General features: G+C 63.0%; 15 protein-coding genes. 11 read left to right on the forward strand and 4 right to left on the reverse strand.

The annotated features are described in order from the left end of the window. Position 1 precedes the first annotated feature (1 nt). From H6678_07295 to H6678_07325, 7 genes are all read left to right on the forward strand, one after another. A complete protein-coding gene (locus H6678_07295) occupies positions 2–2,518 on the forward strand; it encodes a heavy metal translocating P-type ATPase (protein MCB9473598.1) in 2,517 nt (838 codons plus the stop codon). A 146-nt stretch (positions 2,519–2,664) separates the two neighbouring features. Continuing rightward, the gene (locus tag H6678_07300; GenBank protein MCB9473599.1) at positions 2,665–5,571 is read left to right on the forward strand and encodes a response regulator; all 2,907 of its coding nucleotides are present in this window, start codon (positions 2,665–2,667) and stop codon (positions 5,569–5,571) included. 42 nt (positions 5,572–5,613) lie between these two features. Further along, a complete protein-coding gene (gene ccoS, locus H6678_07305; protein MCB9473600.1) occupies positions 5,614–5,820 on the forward strand; it encodes a cbb3-type cytochrome oxidase assembly protein CcoS in 207 nt (68 codons plus the stop codon). After that, positions 5,817–6,620: an HAD hydrolase-like protein gene (locus H6678_07310; GenBank protein MCB9473601.1), complete on the forward strand. Its 804-nt coding sequence runs from the start codon at positions 5,817–5,819 to the stop codon at positions 6,618–6,620. Before ccoS ends, H6678_07310 begins: the two co-directional genes overlap by 4 nt. 251 nt (positions 6,621–6,871) lie before the next feature. Then, on the forward strand, positions 6,872–7,297 hold the full coding sequence (locus tag H6678_07315; protein ID MCB9473602.1) for a rhodanese-like domain-containing protein: 426 nt from the start codon (positions 6,872–6,874) through the stop codon (positions 7,295–7,297). A 193-nt stretch (positions 7,298–7,490) separates the two neighbouring features. Then, positions 7,491–8,069, forward strand: a complete 579-nt coding sequence (locus H6678_07320) for a sigma-70 family RNA polymerase sigma factor (GenBank protein MCB9473603.1) — start codon at positions 7,491–7,493, stop codon at positions 8,067–8,069. Positions 8,070–8,241: 172 nt separating this feature from the next. Beyond that, entirely contained in the window at positions 8,242–9,042 is an 801-nt protein-coding gene (locus tag H6678_07325) for a hypothetical protein (protein ID MCB9473604.1), read from the forward strand. A 55-nt stretch (positions 9,043–9,097) separates the two neighbouring features. Here the strand turns inward: H6678_07325 and H6678_07330 are convergent, their stop codons facing one another. From H6678_07330 to nrfH, 4 genes are all read right to left on the reverse strand, one after another. Beyond that, positions 9,098–10,669: a hypothetical protein gene (locus tag H6678_07330; GenBank protein MCB9473605.1), complete on the reverse strand. Its 1,572-nt coding sequence runs from the start codon at positions 10,667–10,669 to the stop codon at positions 9,098–9,100. A 7-nt stretch (positions 10,670–10,676) separates the two neighbouring features. Further along, positions 10,677–11,288: an inorganic pyrophosphatase gene (locus H6678_07335; GenBank protein ID MCB9473606.1), complete on the reverse strand. Its 612-nt coding sequence runs from the start codon at positions 11,286–11,288 to the stop codon at positions 10,677–10,679. 210 nt (positions 11,289–11,498) lie between these two features. After that, complete coding sequence (locus H6678_07340) at positions 11,499–12,854, reverse strand: ammonia-forming cytochrome c nitrite reductase subunit c552 (protein ID MCB9473607.1); 1,356 nt, start codon at positions 12,852–12,854, stop codon at positions 11,499–11,501. An 86-nt stretch (positions 12,855–12,940) separates the two neighbouring features. After that, complete coding sequence (gene nrfH / locus H6678_07345; protein ID MCB9473608.1) at positions 12,941–13,492, reverse strand: cytochrome c nitrite reductase small subunit; 552 nt, start codon at positions 13,490–13,492, stop codon at positions 12,941–12,943. Positions 13,493–14,108: 616 nt separating this feature from the next. On the opposite strand from nrfH, the gene H6678_07350 reads away from it, so the two are divergent. From H6678_07350 to H6678_07365, 4 genes are all read left to right on the forward strand, one after another. Beyond that, positions 14,109–17,996 carry a T9SS type A sorting domain-containing protein gene (locus H6678_07350; protein ID MCB9473609.1) on the forward strand — a complete coding sequence of 1,296 codons (3,888 nt, stop codon included), beginning with the start codon at positions 14,109–14,111 and terminating at the stop codon, positions 17,994–17,996. An 8-nt stretch (positions 17,997–18,004) separates the two neighbouring features. Then, entirely contained in the window at positions 18,005–20,311 is a 2,307-nt protein-coding gene (locus H6678_07355; GenBank protein ID MCB9473610.1) for a hypothetical protein, read from the forward strand. Between the two features lie 458 nt (positions 20,312–20,769). Continuing rightward, complete coding sequence (locus H6678_07360; protein ID MCB9473611.1) at positions 20,770–24,414, forward strand: hypothetical protein; 3,645 nt, start codon at positions 20,770–20,772, stop codon at positions 24,412–24,414. A 64-nt stretch (positions 24,415–24,478) separates the two neighbouring features. After that, positions 24,479–26,122 carry a hypothetical protein gene (locus tag H6678_07365; protein MCB9473612.1) on the forward strand — a complete coding sequence of 548 codons (1,644 nt, stop codon included), beginning with the start codon at positions 24,479–24,481 and terminating at the stop codon, positions 26,120–26,122. Positions 26,123–26,139: the final 17 nt, after the last annotated feature.

The raw sequence follows: 26,139 nt of genomic DNA on the forward strand, positions 1-26,139 counted from the left end.
CGTGTCCGACGAGACGCCATCCCCGTCCTGGTCCGATCCGGGCGTGATCCAGCGCACGGGGGTGTCGGCCTGTGCCCATTGCGGACTGGATGTGCCACCCGCCCTGCACAGGCCTGACGAACCCCTGCAGTTCTGCTGCAATGGTTGCCGGACCGTGTATGATGTGATTCATGGCAACGGTCTCGAGAAGTACTACGACCTGGCCCGCTCCGCCGACCCCGCCCGCGAGAAGACCCGCCCCGCCACCATCACCGATCGCAGCTACCGTGACTTTGACGATCCCGGATTCCAGGACGCCTGGTGTCGGCCACTTGCCGACGGCCATCTGGAAGTGGATCTGTATCTCGAGAATGTGCACTGTGTGGCCTGCGTCTGGCTGGTGGAGAAACTGCCGATCAAGCTGGACGGCGTGGACGAGTGCCTGCTGGACATCCGCCGGGGGCGCGCCCGTCTGCGCTGGGATCCGCGGCGGGCCAGGCTGAGCGACATCGCCCGTTTCCTGGACTCGCTGGGCTATCCGGCCCATCCCTGGCGCGGCTCGCAGATGGACTCGATTCACCGCAGCGAAGACCGGCGCCTGTTGATCCGGATCGCGGTGGCCGGTGCGGCGGCGGGCAATGTGATGCTCATCGCCTTCAGCCTCTACGGAGGCTATTTCAGTGGCATGAGCGAGGAGTTCCGCCAGTATTTCCGCTGGGTCAGCCTGTTGCTCACCGCTCCCAGCGTGTTCTGGTCGGGCATGGAATTCTACCGTGGTGCGTGGGGCAGCCTCAAGGCCCGCAGCCTGCACATGGACCTGCCGATCACCATCGGCATCGCGGCAGCCTTCCTCTGGGGCAGCTGGAACACCATCACCAACCGCGGCGAGATCTACTTCGACACCCTGACCGTGCTGATCTTCCTGCTGCTTTGCGGACGCTGGCTGGTGCGCCGACAGCAGCGCAGCGCCGCCGATGCCACCGAACTGCTGCATTCGCTCACCCCCAGTGCGGCTCGCCGGATCACGGATGGAGTGGTCAGCGAGGTCCCGTTGTCCGCGCTGACCATCGAGGACCGGGTGGAAGTACGCGCCGGGGAGACGGTTCCCGCAGATGGGATGGTGGAAGAGGGCAACTCGCGTCTGGATCTGTCGCTGCTCACGGGGGAATCGGTGCCCCAGGATGTGGAACCCGGGGCCCCCGTGTTTGCCGGCACCCTCAATCTGGAAGGCCGCTTGGTGGTGCGCGTGATGCGTTCCGGCGAGGATACGCGCGTGGGCCGATTGATGAAGGAGATCGAGCATGCCGCGGGCAGACGTGCTCCCATCGTGCTGCTGGCCGACAGGATCTCGGGCTGGTTCGTGGCCGGTGTGCTGTTTCTGGCCCTCGTGACCTTTGCACTCTGGGTGCGCAACGGTGTCGGCCTGGCACTGGACCATGCCATCTCGCTGTTGATCGTGACCTGTCCCTGTGCGCTTGGCATGGCCACGCCTCTGGCGGTGGGCCTGGCTCTGGGGCGCGCGGCCCGGCGTGGCATCCTGGTACGCGGCGCGGATGTGATCGAACGTCTGCAGGATGGTGGCGAGCTGGTTCTGGACAAGACAGGCACACTCACCGAGGGGCGTCTGGATCTCGTGCGCACTCTGGGCGACGCGGGGAGCCTGCCACTGGTGGCGGCCCTTGAAGCCAACAGCGCCCATCCGGTCGCCAGAGCCCTGCTGCGGGCCGCCGATGCGAGCACACTGCCGACCGCCAACTCCGTACGACAGATCAGCGGAGCCGGAATCGCCGGCGAGGTCAATGGGCGCACGGTCATCGCGGCCTCGCTGTCCCATCTGGCAGGCCTGGGCATTCTGCCTGCGCGAGCGCTGGAGGAGGCGATCCCCGGGCTGTTGGCGGATGCACTGACTCCCATCGGGGTGGCCGTGGATGGACAGCTGGTGACCGTGTTCGGACTTGGTGACACCCTGCGGGCCGATGCGCTGGAGACGCTGGATCGCTTGCGGGCCCGAGGCTGGAAACCGCGGATCCTCTCCGGGGACCATCCCTCCGTGGTACGCGCGATCGGTGGTCGTCTGGGCCTGGCCGAAGACCGCTGTCTGGGCGGAGTTTCGCCCGAATCCAAACTGCAGATCGTTGAGGGCCTCGCCCGCACGGGCAGAGTGATGATGGTGGGCGATGGGGTGAACGATGCCGCCGCCCTGGCGGCCGCCACCGTTGGCGTCAGCGTGCGCGGGGGTGCCGAAGCCAGCCTGGCCGCCGCGGATGTGTATCTGTCGCGACCCGGATTGCTGCCCCTTGCCGAACTGGTGGCCGGAGCCAGCGGGACGGTGCGAACGATCCGGCTGAACCTTGCTCTCAGTCTGTTCTACAATCTGGCCGGTGCCGGTCTGGCGATGAGCGGCCTGCTCAACCCGCTGGTGGCCGCCGTGCTGATGCCCATCAGCTCATTGACCGTTGTGCTGATTTCGCTCAACAACCGCAGTTTTGGTGCCTTGTCGCCGAATTTGCTGAGGCCAGAACAGGAAACTTCCCCCTGATGCTGCTCGCATCCGCATGATTTGTCGAGGACTCCTCTTCATTGATTGGTACAGCCTCCCGCTGCTCTTGCCGATAGATTTGTCAAACACTGTCATTCTTGACGGCCAACACCGGGACTTGCCCAGCCACGGTCGAAGGAGTTCGAATGTCTCGTTCCGACCCACCTCCCACGCCCTCCGATCCTGCCAGGACAGCCACTCGACTCTCGGAACAGTCCCGCCAACTTCCTTCCTGGTTGAGTCCACTGGCGCTGCTGTTCGCTTTCTCGCTGGTCTTCGCCGGCCTGCTTGGAATGTTCCGGGTTGCCTACCATACCAGCCAGAAGAACAATCTGGTCGCCTATGGCGAAATGGTGAGTCGCAACATTCTGCTGCACATGGGCGGGAACGAAGACTACCTGAAATTGCTGGAAGAATCCCGGGCTTCGGGCGACCTGTCCGTTTCACGGTTCGAGGACCTGGCTGCCCGGTATTCATTGTCCCACCCGGAGCTTGTCTGCTTCAATTGGGTTGACAAGGATTACGTGATCCGGAGTGTTGCGCCTCTGGCAGGCAACGAGCAGGTGATCGGATTGAGACTGGATCTTCCCGAGTCGCGGCGGGCTTCCCGATTGGCGCATGATACCGGATCTCCCGCGTACACGAATCTGTTCGATTCCATCCAGGGCGAACTTGCATTCGAGCAATGGGTACCCGTGTTCGAAGGCACGGAATTCATGGGGCTGCTGGGGGCCGTCTACTCGGTGAACAGGTTGCTGGACAAGGCCCGGTCCGACGTGCCTCATGGCAATATCCAGCTGGCCGTGATCGACCGCAACGGACGTACTCTTGTCGGCCCGATTCTTGACGAAGGCGATGATCGCGATCTGAGCCATGAAATCCCCATGCTGCCCGGGGCGCTGGAAACTCATCTGAGATTCAGCCAGTCGGGGCACGGCACGCTGTACTACGTGCTGCTGTTGCTTCAGGGACTGTGTTTCATGCTGGTTCTGGCGATGACGTACTACGTGATCAGTCTCAAGCGTGAAATGAGATCCAGGCGTGCCGTCGAGCGGGAGCTGAAGTACAACGAGGAACTCTATCGTACTCTGGTGGAGTCCATGGCCGATGGAGTGGTGCTTCATGGCGCCGATGGAAGCGTGCTGGCGGCCAATCCGAAGGCCTACGAGTTCGAGGAGATCACCGGGTGCTCATTGCTCCTGGAGCCAGGCCATGTCAGGCCCTGGGCCGTGGTCCGCGAAGATGGCAGTCCGCTTGCGGAAGCGGAACACCCCTCGCGTCTGGCACTCGCGACCGGCAAAGCCCAGAATGCATTCCAGCTGGGCGTTGGCCAGAACGAGGAAGAACGGATCTGGCTGTCTACAAACAGCAGACCGATGTTTCGCGACGACTCCAGCAAACCCTACGCGGCAGTGACCACGTTCCACGACGTCACCGAGACCCGTCGAGCCGCGCACGCCCTGGCGCTCAGCGAGTCCAAGCTGCGCTCGATCCTGGAAAACGCCGGCTTCGGCATCTCACTGATCAGTCCCGAAATGGAAGTGCTGGAGATGAACCAGCAGATGCGGAACTGGTTTCCGGGCGTCAACTGCGCCAGCAGGCCCCGCTGTTTCGAGGTGTTCAACACACCGGCTCGGGATACGGTCTGCGATGGCTGCCCAACGTTCCGGACACTGCTGGATGGCCGTGTGCACGAAGCGATCACGACCACTCCGGCTGGCAAGGAGACCTTTCATTTCCGGGTCGTGTCATCCCCGCTGAAGGATCCCGACGGCACCCTGAGCGGTGTCATCGAAATGGTCTCCGACATCACCGAGACCCTCCGATTGGAAGAGCAGCTGCTGCAGGCGCAGAAACTGGAAACCGTCGGTCGCCTGGCCGGTGGCGTGGCGCACGATTTCAACAACATGCTGGGCGTGATCATCGGCACCGCCGATCTGGCCCTGTCGCAGTTGCCCCCGGACTCACCTCAACGGCGTGCTCTCGAGGACATCCTGGATGCGGCCGACCGCTCGAGTCGGCTGACACACCGGCTGCTGGCCTATGCCCGCAAGCAGGCCTACTCGCCCCGGAAGATTGATCTGAAAGATACACTGGCTGCCATGCTGGAGATGTTGCGCCGCCTGATCGGTTCCGATGTCGAGCTCAAGTGGAATGCCGGGATGGAATCGCTGCCGTTGTTCATGGATCCGAGCCAGCTGGACCAGGTGCTGACGAATCTGTGTGTCAACGCCAGGGATGCCATCAATGGCACGGGATGCATCACCATCACCACGCGTGCCGTGGACACCAGCGAAGGCCTCGAAGACGCCTTCGGTGACATCGAGACCAACCGCTACATCCTGCTCTCGGTGGGTGATACCGGGTCGGGCATGGATCATGCCACGCGCATGCAGATCTTCGAACCCTTCTTCACTACCAAGGAAGTGGGCAAGGGCACGGGGCTGGGCCTCTCGACCGTGTACGGAATCGTGCGCCAGAACCGTGGCCTGATCAGAGTGAAGAGCGAACCGGGCCAGGGATCTCTCTTCGAGATCTTTCTGCCGCGCCATCTGGATGAACGCCGATCGAGCAAGCAGATCCAGGTGGAAACGCCCGTCGTGACCGGACACGAGACCATTCTGGTGGTCGAAGATGAACCGGGAATCCTGGCCCTCGCCACGCGCATGCTCGAGCAGCACGGCTTTCATGTGCTGTCAGCCTCCGGGCCAGATGCGGCGCTCGAGATCTCGAATGGATACGAGGGGGTGATCCATCTGCTGTTGACCGATGTGGTCATGCCCGGCATGAACGGGCGGGACCTGGCGCAGCGGATCCAGGCCTCCAATCCCATGCTGCGCACGCTGTTCATGTCGGGATACGCCAGTGAAGTGATCCTGCCAGAGGAAGCGAACAGCCCGACCTTCCAGTTCCTGCACAAACCGTTCAGCATGTCCCAACTCATGCACAAGGTGGGCCAGGTACTGGAAACCCAGTCGACCTGGCGTTCGGCGCTGCTGGCGCATTCGGCAGCGGAGAACCGGGATCACAGTCCCCATCTCAACGAATTGTGACAGATTCCTTGCCGTCAAGTGGGACTCCAGCGGAGGAGCAGGATGTCTGTCGTATACGTGCTTGTGCCTCTGGCGCTGCTGATCGTGGCGGTGGCTCTGGGAGCATTCATTCATTCGGTGCGCAAGGGCCAGTTCGACGATCTGGATACTCCCGCGCACCGGATGCTCATCGATGATGAATTCCAGCCCGCCCCACCGACCCCACCTGAGTCCGGGACCCGCGAGCGGCCCGGCGGGAGCTCGTCATGAACGACCGTCCCGGATTGCTGTTGCTGGATCTGGATGGCACGGTTCACGAAGATGGCCTGCCCCTTCCCGGTGCCATTGAAGCACTTCAGCGGATCCGGGCCGCGGGCATCGGTTTGATGTTCGTGACCAATACCACCTCGATTCCCAGCGGGACGGTTCTGGAACGCCTGGCCGGCATGGGCTTTCCGGTGGACTCCTCCCGGCTGATGACTCCCCTGGCGGCTGCCCGTCAGACCCTGGGCACCATGGGCCTGACGAGAGTGCGTGCCCTCGTGCGGGAAGCCGCCCTCACAGATCTGGCGGGCCTGACATTGCTTGGACCCGAGGACGAAGGCGCCCAGGCCGTGCTGGTGGGGGATCTGGGAGCCGGCTGGAGTTACCAGGTCATGAATCGGGCCTTCATGGACTTGATGGATGGTGCCCGACTGGTCTCGTGCCAGGCCAATCGCTACTTCCGCAAGGGCGGACGTCTTGTGCTGGACGCGGGGCCATTCGTCGCCGCACTGGAGTACGCAGCATCCTGTTCAGCAGTCCTGGTGGGCAAACCGTCCGCTGATCTGTTCCTCAATGCCGCCCGTGCCGTACTCCGGGATGGTCTTGATGCCGGTCTGAAGGCCGGAGCGGTCTGGATGATCGGTGATGATCTGGAAAACGATGTGATCGCGGCGCGCCGGGCCGGCCTGCGTGCGATGCTTGTCCGCAGTGGCAAGTACCGCCGCGACGATGAAGACCGGGCGCAGCGGCATTCGGACGCTGTTCTCGACGGCGTCGCCAGTCTGCCGGACTGGCTTGGGCTTTGATCCTTTGCCCCTCCCTGCCCCCTGGACTCTTTCCGGCCCTCCATGCTGAATATTCTGCCAGTTCTTTTGCTCGGTCTGACGCACATCAAGGCTCGATGGCGAGTAGCTTCGCAGATTCCCCCCCAGGGTTGAAAGCTCTTCCAAGCACGATAGCCGACCCCATGTGAGTATTCGTTGGTGTCCGGCTGATTCCCTGCCGGGATCGTTGGTTGCTGGCAGACAGGATCAGCTGCGACTCTGGAGTGTGCAAGATGGTCATACGCAAGTTTTCGGAAAAGGACAGCAGGACGGACAGCCCGGCTTCCCGACTGCCCCAGACGAAAATGAATCCTTATGGTGCCCCTGAAATCACCGCGACCGAAGCTGCGGACCTGATCGCCGAAGGCGCTCTGCTGCTGATGGATGTGCGTGAAGACGACGAGATGGACGGTGCCCGCCTGATGGCTCCCACCACGGTTCACGTGGCGCTGAGTCGTCTCAGCACCGACCAGGAATCCGCACTCGGACCTGAGTTCCGCAACAAGGAAACCCGGATTGCCGTGATCTCGGACCACGGGGTGCGCAGCGCCCAGGTGACCATGTGGCTGCGCCGCAAGGGCTGGCGCCATACGGTGAACGTGCGCGGCGGATATCAGGCCTGGCAACGCGAAGTCAAGGGTCGGGTCGACTCCCACTGAGAGTTCCCATTTCTTCCTTTCGGCGCGGAGTCTCTTCGGAGGCTCCGCGTTTTTCATCTTGGGCGGGTAGCCCGAAAGCGGGCGAGGTGGGTGGCCCGGGAGTGTCCACCGCTGAAGATTTCACCATTTTCGGCAGCCATGCAACCGATTGCCGGCGGGATGACTCTTGTGCGCTGAAAGGAGATGACCGGCATTGATCACAAACCCCGATCGATTCTGGACCCTGCTGAAGCCCCTCTACTCCCAGGCGGAAGCCTTTGCGCGCTACATGGCGCCCCGCAACTGGGAAGATGTGCTGCAGGAATCCCTGCTGAAGGCGCTCCAGGCGCTGGACAGCCTGAACGATGAAGCGAGCTTCAAGTTCTGGCTGTTCCGGATCATCGCCAACGAGACCAAACGCGGGGCCCGGCGGGAGTTCTGGAAACGCTTTCTGCCCATGGAACTGGAACATGGCGAGACTCGCGAGCTTGCCTCGGATCCGGATCCGGCACTGCGACTGGATCTTCAGCATCTGAAGACGGCCATTCTGCGCCTGCCTTCGATGCGCCGTGAGACCCTGTTGCTGTACCACGTGGCTGGACTCTCCGTGGCCGAGATCGCCGACCTGCGCAAGGAAAGCCAGGGCGCGATCAAGTCGCGGTTGAGTCGCTGCAGGCAGGAATTGCGCGTGGCGCTCGACGGAGGCACGTCCTTGTCGGTCATCCGAGGAAAGACTGTGAAGGAGCTGGATCATGACATCGAGCAATGCATCCAACAGGCCCGGGCGGACTGAGTCCCGTCCCGATGAGCGACGGCTGGAGCACGCTCTTGACGCCCTCGGACGCGAGCCTGCCAGCCTGAGCATGGAGGTGATGCGCGTCCGGGTGGAGCGGGCAGAACAGGCGATCCATTCCGGCAGCACACACTCAGCGAGAGGATGGCGAACCATGGCAACACGGAAACTGATGAATCTGAAGACACTCGTGGCAATCAGTCTGCTGGCCCTGGTGGCCGCCTGCAGCGTGCCGATGGAAGTGGAAGAGGAAACCGGGCGACAGTTCGTGATTCGCACCAGCGATTCCGGACCCGTGCTCGAGGACCTGCGTTCGGGCAACTGGCAGGTGGGCGAACTGAAGGTCTGGGAACAGGAGAATGGCGAGACCATCGTTCTGGCGGACCTGCTGTCCGCGGGAGACGATGCCGAACTGCACTTCAGCGAGCTGCCCGGGGTGCTGGACCTGCAGTCCAAGGCGCTTGTCGAGACGGTATCACGCAGCATGTTCGGCCAGATGCTCAACACCATGTTCGAAGTGCATGTCAATACCACGGGCATGAGTGACGAAGAGATCAACGCCGCGATCAATGGCCAGCTGGGTGAGCAGGGCTTCCCCGGAAGCGTGATGATCACACGGGATCCAGACAGCCAGCACCTGGAAGTCCAGGTGGATGCCGATGACCTGGAAGGTCTGGGAGCCGAAGGTGGACAGGTGTTCATCGCCCTGGATGAGGATGCCACCGTCGACGGTGACGGCAACGCGACCGAGAGTCGCATGCGGGTGCGGCTGTCCGATGGTGGATTCAGCGACATCAATGGTGAGATGAGCGACGAGCAGATTCGCGCCATCGTCAGGCAGCAGCTCGAGGCGGATGGGGTGAACCCCGACGACGCCAGCATTTCCATCACCCGGATGCCCGCTGAAGACGGTGCCAAGGCCAGAGTCGAGATCGGCGTCCAGGTGGAAAGCGACGAGCCCGCCGGGAACTGATCCACAACACGAAATGCAAGGCAATCAAACGGGGAGGCCAGCTGGCCTCCCCGTGTCATTTGCGCAGCCAGATCTCCTGGGGGCGAGTCCGCATGCCGGTGAGCGGCCAGCCCAGATCCGGAGTGTCATAGGGGGGCGGGCCTGGCCGGTAGCCGGGCTGCAGGAATTCTTCCAACCAGGGGCGGTCCAGGATCACGGCCGACCAACGCCCATTCTCCAGATCCCGCTTGAGTGCTCGTTCCAGTGAGCGGCGAGCATCACCCTGGGGCCCGCGCAACACATCCAGCAGGGCCATTTCGTGTGCGGCTGTCGGCTTGCCGGCCGTGCTGGCCAGCCAGGCATGGGCGGGCACCCAGACCTCGCCCGGTTGGGCCGCGATCCAGCTCTGAAGTTTCCGGGTGGCCTGCAGGTCCGCCTGGCGGGGTATGTGATCCGTCGGGTCGTACACCAGCAGAGCCAGCTGCAGCAGACAGGCCAGCAGAACAAGACTGTGCCGCAGGTTCTCGCTGCCTTCTGAGGGCAGCACACGAAAGGCCGTCCAGGGATCGTCAAAGGCCGGTTCAAGCAGCAGGTGCAGACTGCGGACTCCCCAGACCGCCAGAAAGGCGAACGCGGGCAGCAGGACATTCAGATAGCCCCCGCTGTGCAGGCGTCCCAACCAGGCACTGCCCACGAATCCCAGGGCCAGAGCCAGCAGCCAGACCAGTTCCCGGTCGCGACGCGCATACAGCCATTGCACGGCCAGAAAACACACGGCCAGAGCAAGAATGGGCAGTGGCCCCACCAGATCGAAGCGCCAGAATCCCGCCAGAGCCGACAGTTCGATCCCATGGCCGGCCGGCAGTTCGAAGACGTAGTAATTGAACCATCCCGAGCTGACGTGATTCAGCCACACCACCAGCAGACTGAGCCCCACCAGGGACAGCCCCGGGAAAAGCCAGCGCCGCAACCCCCGCCCGAAGAGCAGCGTGTACAGCACCATCGGCAACAGCACCACCAGCGCGCTTTGTTTGGTCAGAAATGCCGCCAGGCAGAACAGGGCACCCAACAGATGACTCCACCACGGAGTCGCCTGCCCGTCGCTGCGCGGTTCCAGAGCCATCCATGCCGCCAGCAGGAACATCAGAGCCAGCGAATCCACGCGTGCCAGATCGAACCACGCCCCCCCAAGTTCGAAACAAGCGGCATACAGACCGGCGCCAACCACACTCCACCAACCACTGGCCGTGCGACGGAAGACCAGCTGGGCGATCAGCCCCAGGCTGATCAGCCAGGCCACCGTGGAAAGCACGCGCATGGGGAGGAACGGGGAGGAGGGGTTCACCGGCAGCCAGGCGGCGATCTCGAAGTACAGTGGAGTATAGAGGAACGGAGTGAACTCCACGGTGGGCGCCGTGTACAGCTCCTGACCGGTCTGCAGGCGCTGGACCTGGGCCAGCGAGCCGCCTTCCATCCACTCCAGTTCAGCCGGCCAGGCCGACCGTGTGATGGCGATGGCCAGCGCGCACAGAATGAAAATGCCCGCCAGGAAACCCACCACCCAGCGCAGCACGGATGGCAGTTGCCAGCTCAGACGATCCATTCCACCACCTCCCGACAGGGGCACTCCCTTGCGCGGATCACGCATGCATCACTCAATCGCCGAACTCTTCCTTGTAGTCGGCGATGGATGCCTGGATCACGTGGGTGGCCTGCTCGCGGTCGTAGATGCCGTTGATCACGGTGCGCGGCTCTTCGCCGTGGATCAGCTTGTATGTGCTGAAATAGTGGCGCAGACGCTCCACCAGCGCACCGGGCAGATCGCCGATGTCGCGAGCATTGCCCCAGATGTTGTCGTTGGCCAGGACGGCTATGATCTTGTCGTCGGCCTCGCCGTGGTCGATCATCTGGAGACCGCCGACCACCCGCGCACTGACGATCATCTCGCACTTGGTGATGGGGCGTTCGCTGAGCACGCAGATGTCCAAAGGATCTCCGTCCCCCTTGGCCGAACCGGGGCTGAGCGCCTGCACCCGGCGTCCGCAATAGGTGCGCGGAATGAATCCGTAGAGCGCGGGGGCGACCGAGGAGGTCCGCTGGGGCCGATCGACACGCAGATAGCCGGTGACCTTGTCCACTTCGTACTTCACCAGGTCGAAGGGTGTCAGTTCAATGAAGGCGTTCACGATTTCCGGGCACTCGGGTCCCGGTTCCAGTCCGTGCCAGGGATGCGGGCGCCAGCGGTAGAAGGGGGGTTGAAAGGCCATGGGCTTGTCCGGCGGCTGGGGGATCATCAAGAGATCCCGGTGAATCAGCGGGTGCACCCAGCACCCGCCCGTTGGATCACCGCCCAAGGTAGGACTTTGGCCCGGCCCGTGCCCGGCGTGGGCAAGGATTCCGGAACGGGGCCACATTCCATGAAATGGCCGGCATCCCGCAGGATACCGGCCATTGTGAACGATGCGTCACTCCACGTGTTACGGAAGCTGGGTCAGCTCCAGTGCGGCGACCTGTCCCTGGCGCGCCAGATTCATCGCTTCGCCCAGGATGCGTGCCGCTTCCTGGGGGGCATGGAAGCCCATGGAATTCTCGGCGGCAATGTAATCCAGACGCCACTGAGCCTGACGCTGGAATTCACGCGCGGGCTGCAGGGCCAGACTGTCCACTCCCGCGATCTTGGCGGCCTGGATGGCATCCAGCAGGTCCATCAGGGCATCGCCGCCACTCTGGAGCAGGCGATGATTGCGATCCTGGATCTGGTCCACCCGGGCTTTCAGTTCCTCTTCGGGGAAGTGGTGGCAGGTCTGGCAGGCCCGATTCACGTTCAGCAGGGGGCTGCGCACCCAATGGTCCGACACCTTGCTGGCGCCTTCACGCATGTAGGGCATGTGGCAATCGGCGCAGGAGACTCCGGATCGGGCATGGATGCCCTGACTCCAGAGTTCGAACTCGGGATGCTGGGCTTTCAGGATTTCAGCACCGGTCTCCTTGTGTTTGTAGTCGAAGAAACGCTTGCCGTCATCGAATGTGGTGGCGTCCCAGTGGGCTTCGGCATTTTCGACCTTCAAACCCTGACTCCAGGGGAACTCAAGCGGCATCTTGCTTGAGCAGTAATACTCCACATGACACTGCCCGCAGACGAAGGAGCGCATCTCCGAGCGGCTGGCTTCGGTGTTGGGGTCATAGGGCACGCTGCGATCGCCGGCGCGCCAGCGTTCGACCGAGGGCATCATCGGCAGGGGTGCATCGGAACCTGCAAGGGCCTGGATGCCATTGATGAACCCGGGGCGTGTCACGCGCAGACGCATGCTCTCGGGATCGTGGCAATCCACGCAGGAGACGGGGTGGGCATTGCCGCCATCGTGCAGCTTCTGATTCATCTCCTGGTAGGACAGCTTGTAGGATTCCTCGAAACCCTTCATGGCATCGCCATCGCCCAGTTCGCGGTAGAGCGGCATGATCGAGGCGTGGCAGTGCAGGCAGGACCCGGTCTGCGGTTTCGAGAGGCGCTCGGTCGATTCCTGATCGCTGAGCATGTAGGCGTGTCCGCGACGATCCCGGTAATCGATCGAGAAGGCATAGCCCAGAAACATGCGTTTGAGCCAGGGGTCGCGTTCGATCTTCTCCGCGGGCATGGCCTCGCTGCCCCCGTGTCCGCCGAAGCGGGTTCTGGTGGATGTGGCGGTGCGCAGGTAGGAGTCATACTGCTGGGGCCAGTTGATGCCCCACTTGGCCGGATCGGTGTCGTTCTCGCCCACCTCGGTCAGGCGCACCCACGGGCTGCGGGCTTCGGATTTGCGCTCGAAGATCGAGACCAGAACCATCGTCACCATGGCCGTGATACCGGCAATGGCAACCAACAACAGGAGAAAGCCCCAGGGACTCTTGCGGGGGCGGTCGTGTGTTCCATGTTGGGTACTCACGGGATCATCCTTTCACTGAAATCATTGCGTTCGGGTCCGCCAAGGCCTGTCGTCTCGCCATGTCCCACGGACGCATGGCAATGCACACAACTGACCGCATCGGGTTCCAGCGCCATGCCGGGGGCCATGGCGTGCACCATGTCACCATGGCAGCGCAGGCAGTTCTCCTGAAGGATGCGGCTGTTGCCGGGCTTGATCATGATCGGTTCGTGAAAATCCTGCAGGGTGAAGCCCTTGGAATGATGCCAGCCGTTGGATGCCTTGGCCAGCAGCTTGGGGATCAGGGAAACCGGCAGGTGGCAGTCGACACAGACCGCGGAGGTGTGATGGCTGGCCTTCTGCCAGGATGAGTACTGTGGTTGCATGATGTGGCAGTTCACGCAGGCGGCCGGGTCGCTGCTGAAGTAGGAGAGCCCCTCCCCGTAGCGAAAGGTGAAGGCGCCCAGGCCAAGCAGAATGCCCGTGGCCGCCACCAGGGCCAGACTGTGTCGGGTTGCCCAACCCCGATCGGTGCCGGGCCGGGATGTGACCCGTGACGGAATGGTCATGCGGACCTCCGGAATGGTGTTCGGAATGTGAACACGGAATCGCGACGGCGATAGAGTACCAATCCAGTCCTTGATTCTCCAACAGTCTCAAGGGGATTTTTGTGATGCATCGAACTTTTTGTCTACAATTTTGCCCAATGTCAAGCGTCCGCTTGATCCATGTCAAGCCGTGCGCGATGGTCGGGGGAGGCAAGCTGTTTTGCGTACCACGGGGAGTCAGCGTCAGGCGGCAAGGGCCGCCCTTCTGGGCATGTCCTGTGAGTCAGGCACGGTTCGGCCAGCAGCCGAATGGGTGCGTCAGCAGCGAGCGCCGGCGCGATGTTTGCGACTGGTGGCGTCGTGTTGCGGCAAATGGGGGGCGCAAACAGCGTGACGGAAGCCCGTCTGCTGCACGCTGCGTGAACGTGAAATCGGGCATGGCTGATTCAGGGATTCAATTTCTTCAGAATCAATCATTTGTGGCAAGTGGGACCCCTTCGGGCAAGAAACCGCCCAGCGTCAGACATTCGTCTGACCCTTGTACTGCACTCTTTATTATTGTGGCGCGCTGGAAAACTACGTCAGGCGGGCCCGTTCCGGGGGTTCCCACTGTCACTCCCTTTGAACAGGATCCATCATGAAAACCTTTTCGACTCTCATCATGTCGCTGCTGGTCTCCGTGCTGGCGCAAGCCCAGAGCGCCTGGTGGACGCCCGCCGAACCCGAACTGGGCGATGCGGTCACCATCTATTACGACGCGGTGGCCGGAGCCCTGCCCAATGGTGCCAGCAATCTGATTCTGCACTGGGGTGTCAACGAAACCGGCCCAGGAGGTTGGGAGACACCGCCTTCCAACATCTGGCCCGCCGGCACCACAGTGTGGGTGGATGGCATCGCCGCCCGCACGCCCATGATTTCCCAGGGGAACGGTGTCTTTTCCGTGCAGATCAGTCCCACGGTGGCCATCACGTCCATCCATTTCGTGGTCACCGACGGCACCAACTGGGACAGCAACGCCAACCTGAACTGGAATGTGTACTTCGGTGATCCTCCGGTCTTCGCCGATGTCTGGCATCGTTTCATCTTCGATCCCGCCAGCGAATTCTATTCGGGGGACGCCAGCATCACCCAGGTGCATCTGGCAGGTACCTTCAACAACTGGAGTTCCTCCGCGGACAACATGCTGCCCGGCCCGGCCGGCACCTGGATCCTGGACAAGGTGATTCCCGAAGGGTTCCACCAGTACAAATTCGTGGTCAACACGGGGGGCTGGACCTGGGACCCGGACAATCCTGTGCAGAACTCCAACGACAACAACAATTCAGTGCTCGAACTGGTCCCGTCCACGGATCCCGTGTTCATCGGTTTCGACCAGCCCGACAATCTGGTCGTGAGCGTCCCCCAGACACTTGCTCTGACGGCCAGCTTCCGCGATCCCGACACGGGCGCTCCCATCGACTGGGAAACCGTCGAGGTGGAGCTGGACGGCGATGCCACCATGGATTACACGGTGCTGGCCAACACTCTCTCAGTGGACCTTGACCTCAACACAGAAGGGCGTCACACCCTGCGCATCCGTCTGGAAGATGAAGAAGGCGATCGTACCGACGTGGAGTACGCGGCGGGCTACTGGAGCGAGGGCTGGCATGCCGTGGATCCCGACAACGACGACGACGGCCCCGGCGTCTGGAACTATCCCACCCCCTTCGACGGCTACGCCGACCTGCAGGCCCTGCATCTCTGGGAAGCCGCCACCGGCGACACCTTGCGCCTGGGCGTGGAGCTGGATCTGGTACACGACTACAGCCGCGTGGTGCTGATGCTGACCTCCGACATCCAGGCTTCGAAGAGCGGGGACCATCTTGCCGAGGAGCTGCGCACGCCCGACTGGGCTGCCGGCGGTATGCTGGTGACTCTTGTCGCACCCGGATCGACCAGCCTGAATCCAGCCGAGGACAACCGTTTCGTGCTGGCGCACACTCCCTTCACGGCGGGCCCCGCGATCGATGTGTGGCAGGAAGGCAACGCCCTGTACGCCAACCTGCCCATGGACATTCTCGAAGAGCATCTGGGAAGCTGGCAGGAAGAGTGGTATCTGGCCGCGTACACGGTGCTCGACGGAGTGCAGCCCATTGAAGGAGGCGTGCTCGAGATCACGCCCACCACGGGCGGCTTGGCCGAGAACTGGGACTGCGACGTCTACGACCTGATGAACGTGGGTTACGCGCTCAATGAAGACCGGATTCTGGCCAACAACAACATCGCGCGCACCAGCACCCTGGATGGCACCGATCGTGGCTTCGCCGCGATCCTGCCCGGGCAGGTCGGTCCCCACATGGCAGCACCGGGGCCGGTGGTCAACATCCTCACCCGCGGAGCCAGCACGGTGGTGCCTTTCAAGACCATCGCCGGCACGGTCACCGCCAATGCAGTGGGCACGGTCAGCCTGATCCACACCACCGAGTCGGGGCAGACCACCCTGGACCTGAGCATCAACGGCAACAGCTGGAGCACCTCGCTGAACCTCGAGGACGGGCTGAATACCTTTCAGGCCACCGCTGTGGATGGAGAAGGCGAGCAGGGCAGCAGCGCGCTCATGGAGTATACGCTGGCGCGCAATCATGCCCCCCGCCCGGTGGTGGACGTGAGCCTGCACGCCGACGGATACATCCGGCTCTACGGTGGCAATACCATGGACATGGACGGGGACATCTCCAGCTGGAGCTGGACGGCCGAAGCGGGCAACCCCGAAGAACTGGTCTTCACCAATGCAGGCAGCAGCATCGCGCGCATCGAGAGCCTGCCCACCACACCCGGCGAATATCGTGTGCGTCTTACGGTGAACGATGCCGAAGGTCACAGCGACTGGGCGATCGGTCAGTTCGCGGTGGAGAACGGCGCCATTCTGCCCGTGGGCGAAACCGGTTACCCCACCTGGGTGCGGGACGCCATCGTCTACGAAGTCTACCTGCGCAGCTTTTCCTCATCACAGGACCTGGACGGACTGACCGCACGCCTGCAGGAGATTGCCGATCTGGGCGCCAATTGCATCTGGCTGATGCCGATCTTCGAAGGCCCCAGCGATCACGGCTATGCCATCAACGACTACTACGCGATCGAAGCGGATTACGGCACCCAGGAGGATTTTGACGAGCTGGTGAGTGCCGCCCACGCGCTGGGCATCCGCATCGTGCTGGACATGGTGATCAATCACAGCAGCATCGACCATGCCTGGATGCGCGAAGCCCAGGAACACGGCAACTACACCCAGTACAAGGGTTACTACGACTGGAACGTGGACGGCACGCCCGCTCACTATTACGACTGGGATTCGCTGCCCAACTTCAACGTGAGCAATGCCGACCTCAAGCACGAAATCTTCGAGATGTGCCGCTACTGGGTCGAGGAGCGCGGCGTGGACGGCTACCGCTGCGATGTGGCCTGGGGGCCGATGGAGCGTGACGCCCAGTACTGGAACGAATGGCGTCGCGAGATCCGTCGCAAGCGCCCCGACCTGCTGCTGCTGGCGGAGGCCAGCGCCAACGACTTTACGATCTACAACAACCGCTTCAACCTGGCTTATGACTGGGATCTGTTCCACAGCGTGATCCAGAGTTTCGACACGGTCACCCCCTCCGCCATGCAGGACCGGATTTCGAACCTCGGTTTCTGGCAGCCCGACAACGCGCTGGCCTTCCGTTTTCTCGAGAATCACGACGAGGATCGCCTGATCAACGTGGTGGGTGAAGCCTCTTCGCGCTTGGCGGCCACCCTGGTCATGACCGCCCCCGGTGTGCCCCTGATCTATTCGGGCCAGGAAGTGGGCGAGACCTCGCCGCGCGGGCTGATCAACTGGAATGACGCCCTGAACCTGCGCCCCTTCTACCAGCATCTTTGCGAGCTGCGCAACGAGTATCCTCAGTTCCGCACCAACCGGGTCGACCAGCGCGTGAACGACACGCCCAGTCAGGTCTATTCCTACGCCCGCGTGGGTGAGAATCCCGCGGCCGAGGGTGTGATACTGGTGGCCCTCAACCAGAGCGACAATTCGCGCACCGTGGGCATTGAGCTGGACCCGGTGGCCTGGGGCATGGACAGCGGCATCTGGTACGCGACACACCTGATGAACGGCACGGTGATTCCATTCACCAACGGACTTCCCACGGACGTGGATCTGTTCCTCGCGCCCCGCGAAGGCGGGATCTGGCTGATCGCCGATCACAGTGTGCAGGTCGAGGTGGCCGAGCCGGTGGTGCCGGTCAGCCAGTTCAGTCTGGACCCGGCCTGGCCCAATCCGTTCAATCCCGACACGGTGATTCCCTTCGCGGTGCCCCAGGCGGGCCCCGTGCAGGTTGCGGTATACAATCTCGCCGGTCAGCAGGTGGCCCTGCTCGTCGATGGTGAGCTGGCGGCTGGCCGTCATCTGGTGCGCTGGCGCGCCGATGGTCTGGCCAGTGGGGTGTACTTCGTGCATGCCCGCGCCGGTGGCGAGATCCGCACCCAGAAAATCACCCTGCTGAAGTAGAGGACCCCATGACACGCATTGGATCGATCCTGCTGGCAGGATTGCTGCTGGCCTCCGCCCTGTGCGCCCAGGTCCGGGTCACGCTGGATGCGCCGGATCTGGTCACCGTGCGACACGGGGGAAGTCTGACCGCCGACGAACTGGACGGCTTGCGCATCGTGGGTGTACACTGGAATGCCAACGGCGAATTGGACACCCTGCAGCTGAACCCGTCCTTGTTGAATGCACGTGCGGTCGACGGCATGCTCGAGCTGCGCTTCTCCATGCTGTCCAGCCAGCTCTTCAGCCTGCAGAGCCAGTACACGCTGACGCTCGACGATGGCCGCAGCTGGCCCGTGCTGCCCGAAGGCATCTATCCCGACTGTGATCCAGACGCACGCCTGGGCTGCACCCTGCAGGGTCGCCGTGGTGAGTTCAGGCTCTATTCACCGCGTGCCAGCCAGGTCCGGGTCAATCTTTATGCCAGCCCGGATGATCCGCAGCCCATGCGCCATCTGGACGCCGAACCTCAACCCGACGGCACCTGGATCGCGCGGGCGAAGAACCTCAAGGGCGTATCCGCCTGGACCTGGAGCCAGCGCGCGCCTCTGGGAGTCGCCGAGTGGTCCGATCTGGACCAGGAATTCGCCGACCCCTGGTCGCGCGCCGTGGCCACGCGGAATACCTATGGACACACGGGTCGCACTCTGCTGCGTGTGCCAAAGTATCACTGGAAGAACGGCCGCGAGAAGGTGAAGCCCCGCGAGCAGTGGATCCTGTACGAAACGCACCTGCGTGACCTGAGTGCCGATCCCAGCGCGGGAGTGGCCTCGCCGGGATCGTACAAAGGATTTCTGGACCCGGCGGGCAAGGGTGGCCTGAACCACCTGAAGCGACTGGGGATCACGGCGGTGGAGTTTCTGCCCCTGCAGGACTTTGGCAACATCGAACTGGATTACGACAGCCCCGAGACCTTCATCCGCAACACCTGGAACTCCTGGGAGCGCAACCACTGGGGCTACATGACCAGCTACTTCTTCGCGCCGGAGTCCTGGTACGCCAGCGAGTCCAGCCACGTGCGCGGTGAGTGGAGCGGAGTCAGCGGGCGTCAGGTCAGCGAGCTGAAACAGGTGGTGGACACGCTGCATGGGGCGGGCATCGCCGTGGTGATGGACGTGGTGTACAACCATGTGGCCCAGTACGACGAGAACTGCTTCAAGCGCCTGGACCCCTGTTACTGGTTTCGGCTGGAAAACAATGGCGATTACGCGGGCACCTCCGGCTGCGGCAACGACTTTCGCACCGAACGCCCGCTGGCGCGCAGGATGATTCTGGAGTCACTCGAGCACTGGATTGACGAGTATCGCATCGATGGCTTCCGCTTTGACCTGGGCGCGATGATCGACGACGAGACCCTGCGCCAGATCCACACACTGCTCGCGAGTCGCGATGTGTTCCACACGGCGGAACCCTGGGGCGGCGGCGAGTACGAACCGCAGCTGTTCGCGAAGCTCGACTGGGCCTGGTGGAACGACATCTACCGCGTGGACCTGCGGGGACGCTCACCTCAGGAGGCCCAAGGATTCATCTTCGGCTCCCTGCATCCAGAAAGTTCCGCTGAACGCTTGAGCGCCGGCATCCAGGGCTCCACGACCGAGTCCGACGGATTCAATTCCGACCCGCTGCAGGCCGTGAACTATGTGGAGTCTCACGACGACAACACACTTTCCGACTGGGTGCGCATCGCGCTTGGCAAGGCCGATGAGCACACGGTGGTCGACTGGGACCAGCGACTCGAGTTCATGACTCTCGATGAAGACGAACTGGCCATCCAGACTCTGGCCGCCTTCCACCTGCTCACCAGCGCGGGCCTGCCGATGCTGCACAGTGGTCAGGAACTGGGACGCAGCAAGCTGGTCTCGCCCGGACCCGAAGCGGGTGAGACGGCGGGACGCATCGATCACAACAGTTACGAGAAGGACAGTCCAACCAACTGGATTCCCTGGGAGCTGGCCGATCTGAACCGGGTGCTGCTGGAGAACACGGCCGCACTCTGCCGCTATCGTGTGGCACATCCTGAACTGGCCACCGCACCTCGCCGACTGCTGCTGCCCGCCGACGGCCAGACTCTGGCCTGGGTGCTCGAGGATGGCAGCATCGCCGTGGTACTGAACAGTTCCCCGGGAGATACACTCAGTCTGGACCTGCCCGCGCGCATGGACCTGCGTCTGTCTGCGGGCAGTGTCAGGCTGGAAGGGGTGGGACCACTGGTTCTGGGGCCCCGGAGCGCCGCCGTGCTTGAATTGCGCCCCGCCTACGGCTCAGGAAAGAAGTGAGCGCGGCCCGGACCCCCGGGCCCGGGCTGGGATGAACTCTGTTTGTCGTCACGAAACTCCGGCCCCATGGACGTCGCACATGCGAGGACCATGGGGCCGATTTTCGTCCGTGCGCTGCCCCGGGTGACAAGGGCAGGGTGTGCAGATCCTTTACAGGCTGAACAGCGCGCGATTTGACCTCTGTCAAGCAATCGTCATGTGCGCCTCCGCGCCAGAATGGGTGCGCCCCGATTCTGCTCGAAAATGGCTGGAATCGCTGCATTGACCCCACATTTTCCCCACCGATCTTCCCGAATTCACCCCCGAAGCCACGAGGATGACAACATTTTTGCATGTCAGTCCAAGTCCTTGATAATCAACAACCAAGGCTCATCGCAACTGGTCGGAGTTTTGCATGTATTGTCAGGCTTGATCGCTGGTTTCGAATTCATCCGTCGTTGAAAGAGGTTCTCCTGTCCATGAATGTGTCGCACCTGCCGTTCTTCCTGCTGTCCTTCGCGACCTACGCTCTTGCTGCCGGTACGGCCGGTGTAGCCACCATCGCACCGCAGTTGCTGGGAACCTCGCCCGTGCCCGGATTCGATTCCCGGATCACGGGATGCACGCTGGCGCCCGCCGGCAACTGCCAGCGGGCTGCCGCCGACCTGACGCTTGCGGGTCTGGCCTGGCTCGACGGCAGCACCGTGATCCGTCTGGGCACGCTCGCCCCCTGGGCCGGGGATGCCGGAACCAGCCTGCAGATCGTGGCGGGCGCACAGCGGCTTGTGATCCAACCTACTGCGGCGGTTCACGTGCCGGGTGCCACGCGCCTCGATGCGCGACTGGACGATGCCAGGGGCGGCACTCCCGTTGCCGCGGTCCTGCAATCCATGCCCGGCGCGGCCGTGGTGGAACTCTGGTTGCGAGGGGCCTTGTTCAAGGAGGCGGACAACCCCGTGCTCCAGACCGTGCGCGAGGGCCGCGTGCTGGACAGCATCTCCCTGCGCGACGGCGAACGCACGGACCACAGCGTGGCTTTTCTGCATCACGGCAACCAGGGGCTGACCTGGACCGATGTGCTCTGGGGCAACGAGCCCAGCAGCAACGAGCAGCACTGGGCCGACTACCTGAACACGGGCAGCACCCACAATGGTTTCGACGAGCTGTTGGGTCTGCATGACCTGCTGAACCTGCCGGTGAACCTGCAGATCGCCGGCCCCCTGCAGACGGCCGCCGAGTGGTATTACCCCGGTGGCGGGGCCGTCGAGGGCTGGAACGACTGGGTCACCCGCGGTGTCAGCGAAGGCTGGGCCGCGCTGGTGGCCAGCGCCTACGCCCAGCACATCATGCCCTTCGTGCAGGACTCGATGAACAACTGGGCCGTATACACCCACACCCAGATGACCGCCTGGCGCTACGGCTATGTGCCGCACACGGCCTGGGTGCCCGAGCGGGTCTGGGTGAGCCCCCAGGATTTCGACGGCAACGGCACGGACACCAGTCCCCACGTGATCGACTGGATCGGCGACAACTGGCTGCCTCATGGCATCTGGGGAGTGGTGCTGGATCAGGAAGAGCACTGCGACTACGAGAACAACTGGGCCAACGACCGGCACATCTACACCATCGACTCACCCGGCCAGGGCAGTCTGAACATCATTCCCATCTCGGGCTCGTTCACCGGCAATTGCCACCATGACGCGGGCGCCGCCTGGAACCAGATCATCACCAGCTCGCCCGATGAACTGCTGCTGTACGCCACCGACTGGGAGGTGGCCGCCGAGGTGGCTGGCTTCCAGGATCAGTTCCCCAGTGCTCTCGAGAACATGATCTGGATCGCCCAGCAAGTCGCGGGCAGTGGCGGCAGTGCCAATGCCGTGACACTGGATCAGGCGATGGGCGGATACACGGGCGGCCCGATCAACCTGCAGAATGGCACCTACGGTCTGCTGGGCGGGCGCGGCGGCTACGGCAGCGACTGGCTGAGCCCGGGCACACACAACTCCTGGTACAGTGACTGGGCCGGAAGCCCTGCCCACAGCGACCAGCACCAGCCCCAGTGGAATTATGGTCAGGTCTGGAATGCCACCTGGAACAACCTGATGAGCTGCCCCACCAACGACCTCTCCGAGACCGCCTGGTACGTGCTGATGACCAACCTCTACGAAACCGGCTGGCACGACGGCAGCGAGATCAGCGGCTGGATCCATCGTTACGCCTCGCACATCAAGAACGCCAATGTCTATGCCGAAGCCTCGCGCTGGGTCGATGGCCAGTACGCCAATGCCTGCGCGGCCTACACCAGTGACATCGACATGGACGGGGTCGATGAAGTGGTGCTGCACAACGACCGGGTCTTCGCCGTGTTCGAGAGCACGGGCGGACGCGCCCCCTGGATCTTCAGCAAGGGCCCGGACTACGACGCCTCCGTGGTGGGCAGCTGCAGCGCCTACTGGGTGGAGACCGAAGGCGACTACAACGACGGCGCCAGCAACAACCATGTGGCCGCGTTCTCCGACGTGTCGCCCAACACCCAGAACGATCCGTACTCGATCCAGATCGACAGTTCCTCGGCCAGCTTCTCGCGCATCACACTGAGTCTGGGCGCGCTGAGCAAGTCCTTCAGCCTGGAACCGGGCAATCCCTGGATCACCGTGGATTACGACGTGCCCCAGGAAACCTGGATCCAGCACGGATTCACGCCGGACTACATCGACCTGCTCTGGAGCGCAGCCAGTGACCGGATCTGGGACCCGGGCGCCAGTTGGCCGTCCACGGAGTACGCAGGGCAGCGCAACCCCAATACGGGAGTGACCGGTGCGCTCGTGCTGGGCAATGGCGGCGCCCTGCATTCGATGGATTTCCAGGGCACGCTGGTGCGCGGCGACGAAATCCGCGGCAGCGGGCGTTTCCGTTACCTGTTCTATGCGGGCACGACCAGCGAGCCGGCCATGAACGGGGCGGTCAGCGAACTGGTCAGCCTGGCCAGCCAGAACATGGACGCGACACCGCCGCGCCTCGATCCCCAGGCCGCGTTCCTGGCTCCCGACAAGGCATTGCTGCTCTTCGACGAAACCGTGGACCCGACAACGGCCACCTCGCTGTCCTCATATACGCTCTCCGGATTCCCGGGCGGGGTGGGGCTGGTTTCCGCCACCGTGCAGGCCGACCCCCGGGTGGTGGCGCTTCGGCTCACGGGCCTCCAGGCGGGCAGCAATGGCACCATTCACGCCAGTGGAGTCTCCGACCTCAACGGCAACCTGCTGGACCCCGCCCACGATTCGGCCAGTTTCAGCATGCCTGACGGGCTCACGCCACATACGATTCTGGTGGACGGAGTCAATGACTTCATCCAGTGGAGCGAATGGATGGAGCAGAGCACGGACAGCCTCTTCATCACCTGGGACAGCCAGTACCTGTACATCGGTTACAATGGGTTGAATCTGGCCACTGGCGACTTCTTCGTCTACATCGATACCGACGGTGTGGCCGGCAGTGGCGCCCCGCGCAATGCCTGGAACCGGGTGGGTTTCGGCCCGGATCGACGGCCCGAATACGAGCTGTCCATCGAAGGCGGCGGCAACAGCATGCAACTGAATGTCTGGGCCGGAAGCTGGAGTTATCAGCAGTACGGCGAGCACGGCGCCACCAGCTTCGAAGGCTGGAGCGGCAACATCATGAACGAGATTCGCCTGCCCTGGAGCGAACTGGGCTCGCCCACCCAATTGGCCCTGGCCCTGAGCACCAGCCAGGAAGACAATCTGATGACCACCCGCAGCTGGCCCGCGGCCAACCCGGTGGGCAACAACATCACCATCACCGACTGGTTCGTCTTCGACTCAACCACCATGGGTCAGGCCATGCCAGCCATGGGAGTCGCTCCCAACGGGACCAGCCTGAGCATTCTGCCCGATCCACCCGTGGTCAGCATATCGCTGCACAGTGCCACTCAGGTGCGACTGGACTGGGACACGGTCCCCGGCGCCCTGGCCTATCGTGTGTACAGTTCCAGTGCTCCCTGGGCGGGCAGCTGGCAGCTGGTGCAGGAAACGACGGACGCATTTCTGCTGGAACCCATCGGCGGGTTCTCGGCGTTCTATCTCGTTCGCAGTGTGGGGCCCTGACCCACTCCTCAGATACAAGAACCGTGAGATACACTCACATTTTGACCCAAGACAGGAGTAAGTGATGAAAACTGGACTTGTTTCCCTGATCGGGACCGCGTTGCTGGCCGGGTCCGCCCTGGCCGCCGTGGAAACCGCCAACCTGCAGTGGCCCCTGAATGGGTCCACCCAGCCCGCCGGGCTGGATCTGACGGTGTATTCGCGCGTGCTCAAGACCGGATGCACGGGTGCCTGTGACATGATCGGTTGCACCGATCTGGAGCCCAATCTGTTCTTCCGTCCCGAAGGCGGCGCCTGGGACAGCGTGGCGATGACCCTGAACACGGCCGACTGCTACGCTCCGTCCGAGGAGTATGCCGGCGTGATCCCGGGCGTGTCCATGGCCGGCAACTTCGTCGATTTCTACATCGAGTACCACGACACCAGCGATGACACCTACTATTACGCCGAAGGATTTGACTCGGCCGCACCGGCCCAGTACCTGCTGAGCCAGCTGACCACCGAAGAGTTCACCTACACCATGTGTCTGAACACCTGCAACCTGCCCCAGGGCACCCTCAACCCGGGCGTTGCCGGACCGTTCAACAGCTGGGGCTTCACAAATCTGGTGGACAATGGCGGCGGCATCTGGTGTTACGACCTGGTCGTGCCCGCCGGCAGTGACCCCACCATCCAGTTCAAGTTCCGCAACAACGCCGACTGGGAAAGCCTGCCCGGCGGACCCTTCGTCAACCGTGAGTACCACATCGCTCCCGGATCCACCTCCGATTCCGGCGAATACCTGTGGAACGACGACGAATGCGCCGGTCTGCCCACCGAGCTGACTCACAACCTGACCGTGATCTTCGAAGTGGACATGAGCTACCAGGATCCCGCGAGCTACAGCGGTGGTGTGTCCATTCAGGGCAGTGCCGCTCCGCTGACCTGGGATGCCGGCGCGACCCCGATGACTCCCCAGGCTGGCAATACCTTCACCACGGGTCTGACCTTCCTGGCCGGCTCGTCCACCAACATCGAGTTCAAGTTCACCCGCAATGATGGTGTGAGCTGGGGCTGGGAGTCCGTGGGCAACCGTGCGCTCTTCCTTGACGAATCCGCCTGGCCCGCTCCCTTCATCGTGCCGGTGCAGTTCTGGGACAACTACCAGCCGCCCCAGGTGACCACCGTGCCCGTGAACGTGACCTTCAGCATTGACATGAACTGCCTTGACGCCTCCGCCTATGCGGGAGGAGTGAGTGTCACGGGTGGCGGCGACGTGCTGGCCAACTGGACTCCCGGTGTGAACCTGCTGAGCGACGCGAACAACGACGGCATCTATGACATCACCCTGACCTACCCGGCGGGCTCCGGCTTCGACTGGGAGCACAAGTTCAACATGAGCGCCGATGGCGTGAACTGGAACTGGGAAGACAACGTCGCCAACCGTCCGTTCACCATCAGCGACGCCAACACCGATCAGGTGCTGGCCACCGTCGCCTGGGACAACTGGCTGTGCCCGCCCAGCATCAGCATCAGCTACATCGGTGCCAACCAGGTCATGCTGAGCTGGAATGCGGTCCCCGGTGCCACCAGCTACAATGTCTATGGCGATGCCGAGCCCTTCTTCGTGCCGGCCCCCGAGAACCTGCTGGGCACCACCGCCAGCACCAGCTACAACCACAACGTGGTGCTGAACAAGCGCTGCTTCGTGGTGACCGCGAACAACTAGTTCTGGCCATTCGCTGA

Source organism: Candidatus Delongbacteria bacterium (assembly GCA_020634015.1).
In the GTDB taxonomy this organism is placed as follows: Bacteria; CAIWAD01; CAIWAD01; order CAIWAD01; family CAIWAD01; genus JACKCN01.

Excerpts from the sequence above, each read along its gene's own strand:
- H6678_07300 (MCB9473599.1), top strand. The coding sequence starts at position 2,665 with ATGTCTCGTTCCGACCCACCTCCCACGCCCTCCGATCCTGCCAGGACA.
- H6678_07330 (MCB9473605.1), bottom strand. The coding sequence starts at position 10,669 with ATGCGTGATCCGCGCAAGGGAGTGCCCCTGTCGGGAGGTGGTGGAATG.
- H6678_07360 (MCB9473611.1), top strand. The coding sequence starts at position 20,770 with ATGAATGTGTCGCACCTGCCGTTCTTCCTGCTGTCCTTCGCGACCTAC.
- H6678_07315 (MCB9473602.1), top strand. The coding sequence starts at position 6,872 with ATGGTCATACGCAAGTTTTCGGAAAAGGACAGCAGGACGGACAGCCCG.
- H6678_07350 (MCB9473609.1), top strand. The coding sequence starts at position 14,109 with ATGAAAACCTTTTCGACTCTCATCATGTCGCTGCTGGTCTCCGTGCTG.
- nrfH (MCB9473608.1), bottom strand. The coding sequence starts at position 13,492 with ATGACCATTCCGTCACGGGTCACATCCCGGCCCGGCACCGATCGGGGT.
- H6678_07340 (MCB9473607.1), bottom strand. The coding sequence starts at position 12,854 with ATGGTGACGATGGTTCTGGTCTCGATCTTCGAGCGCAAATCCGAAGCC.
- ccoS (MCB9473600.1), top strand. The coding sequence starts at position 5,614 with ATGTCTGTCGTATACGTGCTTGTGCCTCTGGCGCTGCTGATCGTGGCG.
- H6678_07310 (MCB9473601.1), top strand. The coding sequence starts at position 5,817 with ATGAACGACCGTCCCGGATTGCTGTTGCTGGATCTGGATGGCACGGTT.
- H6678_07365 (MCB9473612.1), top strand. The coding sequence starts at position 24,479 with ATGAAAACTGGACTTGTTTCCCTGATCGGGACCGCGTTGCTGGCCGGG.
- H6678_07325 (MCB9473604.1), top strand. The coding sequence starts at position 8,242 with ATGAATCTGAAGACACTCGTGGCAATCAGTCTGCTGGCCCTGGTGGCC.
- H6678_07335 (MCB9473606.1), bottom strand. The coding sequence starts at position 11,288 with ATGGCCTTTCAACCCCCCTTCTACCGCTGGCGCCCGCATCCCTGGCAC.
- H6678_07355 (MCB9473610.1), top strand. The coding sequence starts at position 18,005 with ATGACACGCATTGGATCGATCCTGCTGGCAGGATTGCTGCTGGCCTCC.